The sequence below is a fragment of the Spirochaetales bacterium genome, from assembly GCA_016930085.1.
GTDB lineage: Bacteria > Spirochaetota > Spirochaetia > SZUA-6 > JAFGRV01 > JAFGHO01.
The window spans coordinates 17,553-30,024 of record JAFGHO010000054.1 but is presented as its reverse complement, the minus strand read 5'-3'; the positions used below and the strand labels follow the sequence as shown (position 1 = coordinate 30,024).

Annotated in this window: 7 protein-coding genes; 5 read left to right on the top strand and 2 right to left on the bottom strand. The window is 47.9% G+C overall.

The genetic code is table 11. The features are described 5' to 3' along the window. Window positions 1-411, top strand: a 411-nt coding sequence (locus tag JW881_08815; protein MBN1697600.1) for a hypothetical protein, incomplete at its 5' end; no start/stop codon positions are given. A gap of 104 nt (window positions 412-515) precedes the next feature. Here the strand turns inward: JW881_08815 and JW881_08810 are convergent. Then, window positions 516-2,027, bottom strand: a complete 1,512-nt coding sequence (locus tag JW881_08810; protein ID MBN1697599.1) for a hypothetical protein — start codon at window positions 2,025-2,027, stop codon at window positions 516-518. Between the two features lie 493 nt (window positions 2,028-2,520). Here JW881_08810 and JW881_08805 point away from each other — a divergent pair, with 493 nt between their 5' ends. The 3 genes from JW881_08805 to JW881_08795 are packed head-to-tail and all read left to right on the top strand — an operon-like array spanning window position 2,521 to window position 7,183. Then, window positions 2,521-4,533, top strand: a complete 2,013-nt coding sequence (locus JW881_08805; protein MBN1697598.1) for a mucoidy inhibitor MuiA family protein — start codon at window positions 2,521-2,523, stop codon at window positions 4,531-4,533. 9 nt (window positions 4,534-4,542) lie between these two features. After that, window positions 4,543-6,150 (top strand): mucoidy inhibitor MuiA family protein, encoded by a 1,608-nt coding sequence (locus JW881_08800; protein MBN1697597.1) that lies wholly within the window; start codon window positions 4,543-4,545, stop codon window positions 6,148-6,150. 31 nt (window positions 6,151-6,181) lie between these two features. Beyond that, entirely contained in the window at window positions 6,182-7,183 is a 1,002-nt protein-coding gene (locus JW881_08795; protein MBN1697596.1) for a zinc-dependent alcohol dehydrogenase family protein, read from the top strand. Window positions 7,184-7,318: 135 nt separating this feature from the next. Here the strand turns inward: JW881_08795 and JW881_08790 are convergent, their stop codons facing one another. After that, window positions 7,319-9,820, bottom strand: a complete 2,502-nt coding sequence (locus JW881_08790) for a hypothetical protein (GenBank protein MBN1697595.1) — start codon at window positions 9,818-9,820, stop codon at window positions 7,319-7,321. 306 nt (window positions 9,821-10,126) lie between these two features. Between JW881_08790 and JW881_08785 the strand changes: the two genes are divergently transcribed. After that, window positions 10,127-12,430, top strand: a complete 2,304-nt coding sequence (locus tag JW881_08785; protein MBN1697594.1) for a hypothetical protein — start codon at window positions 10,127-10,129, stop codon at window positions 12,428-12,430. Window positions 12,431-12,472: the final 42 nt, after the last annotated feature.

Here is a 12,472-nt window from a genome sequence, read left to right as displayed (position 1 = left end):
GCACCAACAGCCGCACCAACAGCCGCACCAACAGCCGCACCAACAGCCGCACCAACAGCCGCACCAACAGCCACCCCGGCAAAACCGGATTTTGCCTGCGGCGGGTTTACCATACCGAATGAGATGAAGGCGTATACTACATACACTTTAAAATCAACAGTGATAAACTCGGGTCCCGGATACGCCTATAATATTGACGTTGCATGGTATGTTGACGGTAATTACAAGGAAACGGATGTCATCCCCTCACTCGGGCCGGGTTCTTCATGGACCGTAACATATTCCTGGCGCGCGCTTCCGCAGTATCATACGGTTGAAATTCGCATCAATCCTTCACGAAGCATTATCGAACATAATTCAAACTACGGAAACAACAATTGTTCGGTATCTGTGTTCGTCAGCAACAATTGACGGACGGCAATATCAGCGGGGGTGTCCTGAACCTCGGGCAAGATGACGTTTTCCGGACACCCCCGCATTTTCAAGAAGACGGTAATTTTTAAACGATAGTGGTGCTAATTATGCATTCGGGATAACAGTTCAAAACGGGAGTGGAGACCGGTTTTCCGGTAGATATTGAAAAAATGGTTCTCGACCGTTTTCACCGCTATATCCAGCTTCACCGCGATGTCCTTTGTCGTGTTTCCTTCAAGGATGAGGCTCAATATTTCCTTTTCACGGTTCGTCAGATCATAGGAATTGATAATACGTATCTTTTTTTCAAAACTGTCCGTGATTGGACACTGTTTCGATTGAAAACGCTTCGATATATGCTGGAAAATGTAGACCGACTGGACGATGATAAACAACAAAACGCCCAGGTGGGCGAGAAGGAGTGTTTTGAACAGCCGGTAATCATAAAAAATATCATTGATCGCCGTCGCACCGAAAGCGATCATAGCGGAGAGCAGGTACAACGCGCCGCTTTTTTTATCCCGGCAGGCCCGGATGATGACGATGAAGTTGTAAATAAAATAAAATACGATTATAACCGCATACGCTTTCGCATAGACGACGGTGATCAAAATGGGCGTCGACAACAATACGACGAGGGATACGACCGATATACCGACGACAAAATCCACTATTCTTTTGCCGAAAATATCGGGAAACAATGAGTGCAGATATTTATATAAAAAAAACGGTGCGAGGAGAATCATAAAATAGTCGATTCTTCTTATCAGTTCCCAGTTGATGTTCAATATATTCCTGAAAAAAAAGACATTGATGGTAAAAAGCGCCCGAAACGACACGACGAAACAGAGCAGTGAAAAAAATAACAGATATATGTCATTCCTGTTGAAGAAATAAAAAATGAGATTATAAACGAAAATAATGAAAATACAACCGAAGATGATGATATCGAACACCAGCTTGTTTTCTCTTTTTCCGGTCAACGCCTTTATCGGGCCGAACTGAATGGGATAATCGATTCCCCCCACCGGATAATGAAAACTGGCAACCTGAAGGACAATATCGAGTGAATTGTTTTCACTTTCTAAAAGAATGATGTGGGGGCAAAAATCCGGATGGCTTGTTATTTTTGTTTTTCCTACTTTTCCGACAGAGAATATCTTTGCATTATTGACATAAAGATTATACGAGGTATGCACCCTCGGAATACTGATTCCCATGCGGTCGTCCGCGGTATCGTCTGCCTTAATATTGAGCCGATAGGTTGCGTAGCCGTTAAACGGCAGTTTTAATTCGTTTACTTTATTGAAATTCCAGATCGACGGTACCTTTATGTAACCGGTCAAAACCGGCATTTTCTCCGGCATGGCCGGGTTGTCTTTTGGTCGTGTGAAATCCCCGGGGTAAATCAACTGATTCCAGTAGAATTCCCATTCTCCATTGAGTTCGACCGGGCCGCTTTTGCTGAAATTCCAGTCTGTGGCATCGAATGTGCCTTTTTCGGCAATGGGAACCCGCTTTTCCGGTACGGCGGATGAAAATGAAAACGAAGGAATCAACAGGAAAACGCATACCAGAAAAAATTTTTTCTTTTTTATGTGGTCCGTCATCATAATGGATTATCCATTTTTTTTTTGCATTCTCAGGCCGGTTATTTGGTCGTGAAGTACGGCTGCGACGGCTACACCGATATCACTGTCTGGATACCTTATGATTTCCACCGAAGCAATGCGTTAAAAAAATCGCCGATTTCCTATCATGCGAACTCATTCTATAACACAAAGGTATAATGGTCAACAAAAAATAATTGAAAGACAGACAGGATGGTCTTCTTTAAAATCGCCGGTTCGAACAATGATGACGGCATTGCCGGGATTTGGCGAAAATACATTTGTAATTTCCCCTTGATGGTATTATGCTCATTGGAAATGGTAATACGTTCGTACTGGCCATGTTCATGGCGGCAGGTGGCCGTCTCCGGTTGAGGAAAGCCGTTTCCCGGCGGGCGGTCCCTGTCCGGGTCGCGGTATGTCACATCACCGTAAAAGGATTGCCCGTTCTCGGATCACGCTATGGGAAAAGACAACCGGATGAAAAGGAGTTTTAATGAATACGATTGAAATGAGTTTTCCCGTCAGGGAAGTGACGGTATATCCCGCCGGCGCCAGGATCACAAGGGCGGAGACGGTCGCTTTTGCAAAAGGGGAAAACAGCCTCGTCATCCGGAAGCTGCCGGAAGCGATCAATGAGGATTCCGTCAGAATCGAAACAGCCGATAACCGGGGAATCACGATCGTCGGTATCCATTCTGAGGATGCGATCAGGGAAAGATATGACGAAAACCGCTACAGAAAGGAAAGGGCGATACTCGATGAACTCATTCTCGAGCAAAAAAGGTGTGAAGCGGTTTTTAACAATTATACGGATGAGTTTCTTCTCTTTATGGACAAGGGAACGTTGATCAAGGGGGCCGGTGAAGAGGTCAAACGTTCCATTATCGTTGAGAACTGGAAAGAATTCTATGGGTTCATGCGTAAAAAATTGTTCACCAACCGGGAAGAAACACGAAAGGTCATTTTCGAGTGGCTGACATTGCAGGAAAAAAGGGAAGCCGCGGAAAAAAATATAGGTGCCCTTCTCTCTTATGACAGGATCAGGGAGCACGGGATTGTCGCCGTGTTCGATGCAAAGACTGATGTCGATTGCGAAGTCCGGGTCATGTATCTTCAGCCGGGAGTAAGCTGGTACCCTGCATATACGATACGGGCTGATATCAATAAAAAACAACTCGAGATCGGCCTCTTCGGGATGATCAGCCAGACGACCGGTGAAGATTGGGAAAATGTCGAGGTCCTGCTTTCGACCGCGGTTCCATTACAGCAGTGCCGGGTACCCGACGTCACGTCAAAACGTATCAGGGAACAGGATACCGGCATTATCACGGTACCGGCGTCACCGGAGGCGGCGGTTATGGGAAAAACGGCGAAAATGGAAGATGAGATGGATGTGACGGATATGGATAAGGAAGATATACCCGAAGAGAAAGTGACGGAAAAAAAGAAGCGAGTTTTTCCATCCGGCATAAAGCGGAAAAGCGGACGAATCGCCGCAGCCTCGAGAGGATTTTCAAGCATGGAAGACGTGGATGGACTCATCGATGTCGAAAAGACGACCGGGATTTCCGGGGATGCGACTCCCCCGGCCATGAATACCCAGGCACTACATGCGAAAAGGCTTTCTCAGGAACAAAAAGGCCGGGGAGTATCGGGAGCGGCGGAGATCGAGGAAATCGTCGCCTCGGTCGACGGAAGACTGGGCGGGCGGCTAAAAATCGACACCCTTTCCCCGTATTACAGGGATTTATACGCCTACCTTTCCGATACCTATACTCCGGAAGGCGTCGTCGAGGTATCGGGCGGGATCGCGGTCAACAGATATTTCGCTCGCGGTGTTTCGCCGCTCGAATCCGTCGGCGGATTCGACTACCGGTATCACTGTGGTTCGACGAAGAATACGATTCCCTCATCCCGGGTCCCGTTTCAGATCGGTGTCGACACCGCCGGCATCCCCATGAACATGGTGTACGTGACCGTTCCACTGGAAAAGGAGGCGGTGTTTCTCAAGGCGGTCTTTACGAACACATACGGAAATCCGTTTCCCAAAGGACCGGCACAGGTGTTCGTTGAAAACAGTTTTCTGGGCGCGATCATGTTTCCGACACTCGGGATGAACGAGGGAACCTCGATTTCACTCGGCGTCGAGCGGGATATAAAAGTACTGCGAAAGGAAACTTCCGAAAGAAAAACCGGCGGTTTTGTAAAAAAGGGGATGGCGGTCGATTTTTCCGTGGAGATCGAGCTTATAAGCTACAAGGAAACTGATGTTGTCTGCGAAGTGTATGACCGTATCCCGATATCGGAACGGCCGCAGGAGATTGCCGTCGTGAACGAGAAGTACGATCCAAAACCACAAAAAATATCGGACAGAAATATCGTCTTCTGGAAGACGACACTCGAACCAAAAAAGAAAAAAGTATTCACCGTGACTTATACGGTCCGGCATCCGGAAGATTACCGGCTTACCGTGAGGAAGGCCGATCATCCGTACCTTGAACCATAAGGGGGAACTATGGCAACCGTCATCATTAAAAAAGACGATATCGAACTTGAGGCAAACTCGCGGGCAACGGAGGTGGTGGTCTATTCGGACAAGGCGGAAGTGAAACGGATGCAAAAGGCGAACCTGAAAAGGGGCGAGACGCGAATCGTGTTTTCAAATCTCGGTGCCGGGATCGATGGGCAATCGATAAAATCAACATGCGCCGCCGGTAACGTGAAAATACTTTCGACCACGCTCGCCGTCAACAACCTCTATTTTTTCAGGCAGAAAGAGGACGAGAATGTCTACAACAGGATTTGCTCCTGCCTGAAAGACATTATTGCCTTGACCGATGAAAAAATCATTTACGCCCTGGAAAATCATACGACAACCGATCTCAGGGAATACATAAAAAGCCTCCTCAACGATATTATTCTCACACAGGAAAACTCGATTCCCAAACTCAATGCGGCACTCGATTTCCTCGAACACACATTCAGGGAAAACACCCTTCTCATTATCGAGACGAACGAGAAACTGAAACACCTTCATGAACAACGGGCGCTTTTGGAGGAGCGTCTCGCAAAGATAAGGGCGCTGGATAAAAAGGTTCAGTACAATATCGAAGTGTCCGTGCATGCGGAAGAGGCATGCAGTGCCGAAGTGGAGGTGTCATATATACTGCCGGGCGTATCCTGGAAAACCTCCTATGACGCAAAACTCATAAACCCTGATAATGAAATCGAACTCTCCTGTTTCGGGGAAATCCGGCAGCAGACCGGGGAGGTCTGGAAGGATGTCAGGGTCATCCTCTCGACCGCCGCGGCGGATGTGCAGATGGAAATTCCAAAAATTTATCCGGTTTATATGTCCGGCTATGAGGAAAAAAGACGGAAGGCCCTTGTTGTCGAGACGGAAGCCTTCCGCGACCTCGAGGAAGAAAGCGGGGGAGATGAAGTCGAAGAAACCCCGTCCGATGAAGGTGGCGGGGAGAGCAGGGTCGAGGTCAGCAAGAGAGGGATTTCATACACATTCGTCGTCAAAAATCCGTGCGATATTCCTTCAGACGACAGATGGCACCGGTTTCTCATTATTACTTCTAAAAGCGAGCCGGAATTTTCATACGAAACCGTACCTGAATTGATGGAATATGTGTATTTGAAGGCGACTCTCACAAACGACACGGGGTTACCGATGTTACCGGGAAAAATCGCTGTATACAGAAACGAAAGTTATATGGGTTCCGCCCGAATGAAATATGTCGCGCCCGAAGAAGTGTTTCATCTTTCATTCGGTATCGACGAGGACGTGAAGGTCAGGCGTATCAGGCACAAGGCGACGGAGAGGGAAGCGAAAGGGCTTTCTCTCAAACATGTCATGGAATGGGAATACCACTTTATTCTCTACAATTACAAGAAAGAAACACAGAAGGTAAGGTTGAAAGAGGGGGTTTACGTCTCGGAACTGAAAGAGGTGAATATAAGGATTCTGGACGACACCAGCCCCGGTTATACGATGAACAGGGAAGGGATCGTTTGCTGGGACACGGAACTCTCCCCCGATCCTTTTCAACATAAAAAACTGGTGCTTCATTATACTCTTACCGCCCCCAAAAGCTTTCAACTTGGAGACATATAACCGGATGTAAAAAAAAGGAGGTGACTGACCGATGAGAGCGATGCTTTTGTCGCACCCGTGCCCCATTGAAGAACGGCCGCTTGCCAAGGTCGAAATCGATGATCCGGCACCAGGCCTTTTCGAGGTCAGGATATCGGTCATCGCCTGCGGTGTCTGCCATACCGATCTTCATACGGTCGAGGGAGACATGGAACTTCCAAGGCTTCCCCTCATCCCGGGCCATCAGATAATCGGCATCATAGAAAAACGGGGCGATGCGGCACACCGGTTCAGACCCGGCGAACGGGTCGGTGTTCCCTGGCTTTACCGGACCTGCGGGACCTGCGAATATTGTACGGGGGGACTCGAGAATCTCTGTAAATACGCCTCATTTACAGGGTTCCACGTCAATGGAGGATATGCCGATTATGTGGTGGCGCACGAGGATTTCGTGTATCCCATACCGGAGGAGTATACCGATATTGACGCCGCACCACTGTTATGCGGCGGTATCATCGGCTACAGGGCTCTGATGCAGTGCGGACTCCTCACGGGACAACGTCTGGGACTCTACGGTTTCGGCGGGTCGGCCCATATCACGATACAGATCGCGAATCATCTCGGTTTCCAGGTCTATGTCTTTACGCGGAGCGACCGGCACCGGCGGCATGCTCAGTCGCTCGGCGCGGTCTGGGCGGGAGGCGCCGAAGACGAGCCCCCCGCCCGGATGCACGCGGGGATCATATTCGCGCCCGCCGGCCCCATCGTTCGTGAAGGGTTACGTGTTCTGGAGCGGGGGGGAACCCTCGTTCTCGCCGGTGTGACGATGACGACGATACCCGAACTCGACTACGACAGTCATCTTTACTGGGAAAAATGCGTGAGGAGTGTGGCCAATTTTACCCGTCGGGACGCGAAGGAATTCCTCGAACTCGCGGGGAAAATACCGGTTAAAACCACGACCACATCCTATCCCCTCGACAAGGCGAATGAGGCGCTTGCCGATTTGAAACAAAGCAATATCAATGGCACGGCCGTACTCGTAACATGGTAGGGCGAAAAGTATGCGGCCCGAAAGGGATTCAGGCCGCTTTTCACATTACAGGCAGCATTGAGGAAGGCGTTCGCCCCGGGTGCGGTCACTTTCTTCCCGGCCCGGTATTCCGGGGATTTGAAAATTGCACATATATTATTCTATCGCCGATTCGGTATCGATAAAGACGACGGCCTCCGATTTTTCCGCATCGGGCAGAACATCGAAGTCTTTGACGCCCCGTATATCGCCGGCACTCGAAGTTCCGTTTCCGTCCACATCGATGAAATAATGAAGAAAATACCGTTTGCCGGTTTGTAATGGTTTGCCGCTCGTCATGACCGCCCGGTAGGTGTGTGCGGCCGGGGAAGCGGTTCGAAAAAAACCGTCGATTTTCGAATGCACCGTACCGCCGGAGGATTCCATGTCACGGACCTCCGCACTCACGTATTTACCGTGCAGGGAATCGATCCGGTCACAGAGGAGGAGGGAAAAGGTTATCTTTTTACGGCATGAGACGGTGACGGAAGGCGAAAAGAAGAAAAAGGAAGCGGCGAGGCCTCCCGCCAACAGTATGACGAGAAACCAGGCCAGCCATCTGAAACTCATGGACCGGAAAGGCATCTTCGGCCGGAAGGTGAAAAATTTGCCGAGTTTTAAGCCGAGTTTCATTCGGATATTGATCGCCCAGCCCGATGCTTCGAGAATCGTCGTCATATCCCGTTTATTGAGTTTGAGAAACGCGGAAATAAAAGTCGGGAAGAGCACGGCGAACAGGGCGCCGAGGATGGTGATGACCATCGTGGTCCATTTGACCTCGGAAAGGGTTTTTGTGATAAATGCGATGGCCGAACCGAGCGCGGCAACGGCGATACTGCCGCCCATAAAGAGATTACCGAGTCCCTGGTTTTTCGGCTGCGCTGCGGGCTGCGCGGCACCGGCGGCCGCCTGCTGCTGTTGTCCCGGGACGGCCTCTCCCTTGATGACCGTGCCGAGTTTCGATTCCGCTGCGGATTTGAATTCCTCTATTTTCGTATTGATAAGTTTTATGAGGTTCTTGAACGGCCTGCTGAGTGCCTCACCCAGGCTGATCGGGTTTTCGACGATGTCGATTATCTCGGCATCCCAGTCCGTGTTATGAATATCGTGAAAAATACCATGCTTGCCGATATAAAGATTTCCCTTGTTGCCGGAGGTGACAGGGACGGCTATCTCGTATTTTTTTTCCGTCGAAGAGAGGACGTTCACATAGAGAATGTACATGTTACTGTGCCGGGCGACGAGAAGATGTTTGTCGTGATCATCGACACGGACAGAAAGGGTAAACCTTCTCCCGTCGATGATGAGGGTTCCCATTTCAAACATCGCCCTTTTTCCGGGATCGTAAAGGTAGGGGAATGAAACGAAATTATTGAGAAACGTGAGCATCAGTGACTGAAACAGAACGAGTTTTTCGATCAAACGAATCTCATCGAGTACCAGGGCGGTCTCATTGCTTTCCGCGATAAGCTCCTTTATCCGGTTGATGAGTTTGTTGTTCAGGTACCCCTTGAGTGTTTTGGGGGGGATCGATGAAACGATCTCACCCTTCTTTTCACCCTGCCATTTTTCGTACTCGACGAACATCGATTTTATCCGTTTCCATTGGGCTTCGGTGAGTTCTGTATCCTTTTCGCCGAACATCGGCTTCATGACCTCTTTTCTGAAAAGCGCCACCTGGTCTTCGAAATATGTGTTGATACACTGATCGAAAAATAGAATCCGTTCTTTTCGGGGAACGGCCAGGGGGGCCTTTATCAGGTATGATTCAATGGAGACCGGATCGGTTACATCCGGAAAAATCCTTTCCTTCAACTGCTCCTCTGTGTCGGCTTTACAGGCGGAGTCGATAATCTCCATTCCGTCGGAAAAGCCGATCATCTTGCAGAGGGTGAAGTAATGATCGATTTTGTCCTTAATACCGGCGTACGCTCTAAAAGCCGGATCGGTCGATTCCCCTAGAATCATGATCGTGGAACTGGTTTGCCCCTCCTTTGTTTCGCCTTTTTTGTACCATTGAAGAAAAGCGGCGCCATTCGTTATGAATTCATTCAGTTTTTCAAGTGTCACACCCCTGTTTCCCAGCGGATGGGGGGCCCCGCCGATAGTCTTTATGATATCCTCGAGCATCTGCCTGATCTGAGGATCGTCTGTCGCTTCGGGAAGGACAACACCGGCTTCGCTTATCGGCGTTGCCTTTACCTTTTCCTTGATTTGTCTGATTTCATTCAGGGTGATTACTTTTTCGTTCTCCCTGCCGAGACGCTGAAGTATCTGAAGGGCCGACTGGTAGAGACTTTTCCCTTCGGTATGGGATGTGTCGATTGTATCGATATGCAATGCGGTGCTTTCCTCAATAACCGCTTTTTTGTCATTGAGATTTCTGAAAAGCCAGCGTATCGCCTCCTTGATCTCGAAACACATGATACGCTTATTGTCGTCTGAATCGACGAGATCGAGGAACACGGGATCGCATATGATCGATTCTATCGACGCCCCGGTGGCTGACCAGTGCGCTTCGTCGAGTGCGAGGATATTTTCGATGCCTTTGATCGTTCTAATTTCCCTCTGGGCGAGGTAGCTTATATTTTTAAAAAACCGACGTTTTGATTTTCCCATATGCCGTCATGGTTAAACGAGAATATTTTTTTATTATAATCGTGGTTTCCCGGAAAATCAATGCATTTTCTCCCGATAATCCGATATGTGAAAGCAGCGTCGGTCTCTTTTATGAACGGCATTTTCAATTGATTCATGCCATCTCTCATGAATATAGCGACGCATATAGGGTAATTTATCGGGATAACATGCATTTCCCGATAAAAAAGAGATGAAAAAAAAATAAAAATAATTATTATTTAAAGTAGGGGAATTCCTTATATATTGATGACTATCGGGGATTGAGAAGGAGTTTCAGGAGGGGTCATGAAGAGAACCAATATAGCCATTATCTGTGTTATTGTGATAAGCGCGGTACAATTATCGGGTGAGACGGGTGAACAACCATTCGATTATGACGACAACCACCTTTTTTCCGGCAATGTGGTGAAAAACGGCGATGAATCCTTTGTTCTCGGATCGATATATATCCTGGAAAGCGGGTTTGCGGAGGGAAAATATGTCACCGGGGATCTCAAGGAACAGGGATTTGAAAAATATGACGGTAAATGGCTTCAGAATAAAAAAAACCTGGAAAGATATATGTATACCTTTCGGACGAGGTTTTATGTGGATGAGCGATTACGGAACGTACACCTCTCCCTTTACATGGGCATGACGGGATATCCCCGCGCCATTTACCTCAATGGAAGGAAAATCCAGACATACGGCCGCTACAGGGATGTGTATAATACCCACGCCTTTCTTTCGCACAATATCTATCTTTCCGAAGATATTCTTCGCTACGGAAACGAGATAAACGAACTTGCGATACAGGCGTATCCGGAGAAAGACAATCTTCCCCTCGAGGATCTGACTATCGGTTCGTATTACAAAAATGAAGGGGAAGTGTTTTTGAGGAACTTTATCGGTGTTTCAATGATGCAGGTGGCTTGTATCACCTCATTTGTCATCTTTTTATATATGCTGTTTCTCTTTATCACGATGAACTTCAGGGATTTTTCAATTCTCTATTTCGGGCTTACCTGTCTTTGTTACGGGCTTTCCTATGTCAACATGGCCTTTCTCTCTGACGCGGTAAGCCAGGTCCCGCTCGAGATAACTTCCCGCGCAATGTTTCCCTGGACGGGGTTGTTTATCATATTTTTTATCCTCGAGTTTACAGGCATAGCGTATAAAAACAGAATCCTCAAAATCGGTCTCGCGCTTCCGGCGTTGATACTTTCGGTGCTTCCCCTTTTCCAGACCAGACTCGAAGGGGTCGCCGGTATTTTCCTTTATACGATGGGGTTCCTTCTGGTTTGTGTCGTTTTTTCGATCATTGTCATTCTCATATCCATCATTAAAAAGAAAAACAAAAAATCGATTGTCATACTCATTTCATTTTGTTTTGTCCTCGTTACCGCCTATTCCGATATTTACCATGTATTCCAGCAGATTTTTCCCTATGCCTATATCATGGCGTTCGGATTTTTTGCCCTTGTGTTGAGCATTTTCTTTCTTCTTGCCTTCGATCAGGCACAGATCTTCAAGAAATCTCTCAAGACTGCGGCCGATCTCAATAAAAGAAACGAATCACTCAAGAAGATGGTGGAAAATATCGGTATCGTATCGGATAATCTCAATAATTCGAGCAAGCGACTCGAGGAAATCGTGCTGACCTCGACGGATGTGATCGGTCACTATGAGAAAAACAACAGGGAGATTATCGAACGGGTGTTCGGTAAATTCAATGAAATCGAAGAGACGATGAAAAAAGTCGGGGCACGAATCGATATCGCCACCGAAAAGGTTCCCCAGGCAATAATCAACCAGACGTCGATCGTCGAGGAAATATCGGCGACAATCACCTCGATGGATCAACAGATGGAACAGACAATGGCGAGTGCTTTCGATTCCCACGCGGAAGCCACGCAGCTTCAGAACCTTGCGGAAAACAGCACACGGATCATCAAGGAATCAAAGGCTGCGATTGCGACGATCAGCGAATATTCGCTGTTTTTGCGCGAAGTGCTGAACGCGATCGAGGATATCACCGATAAAACGAGCATTCTCTCGATCAACGCAGCGATCGAAGCGGCGCGGCAGGGGATTCACGGCAAGGGATTTTCCGTCATTTCGGGAGAAATCAGCAATCTTTCACTCAATACAAAGAACACCCTCGAAACGAGTTTTGAAAAGATCAAGGATATGTACGAATTGATAGAACGGAGTACCACCCTCTCCGATGAGGTGTCGACCAGCCTTTTTACCATCATCGATAAAATAAAAGTATCGACGGCGATGATCGCCAATATTACACGTCTGATGCAGGACCAGAAATCGCAGGCCTCGGCGATTCTGGCTTCGGTGAAAAGTCTGCTTCAGGACACGGTGACGATCAAGGAACTGACATCGGAAGAACAGGAAGAAAATGAAAAGGTCAAACAGACTCTCGCCGATCTGAGAGACACCTTTTCGGCGATCAACCAGTTGCTCAGGGATCAGCTCCAGAAAGGGACCGAATTGTCTACCTGCGTGGATAATATCAAAGATATGACGGGGCAGAATTTAAAAAACATCGATATACTAAAAAAGGTAACCGTATCCGCAAATACATCGGAATCATGATCGCTTGACAGAATAATGTGTAATGGTTATATTCATACAAAA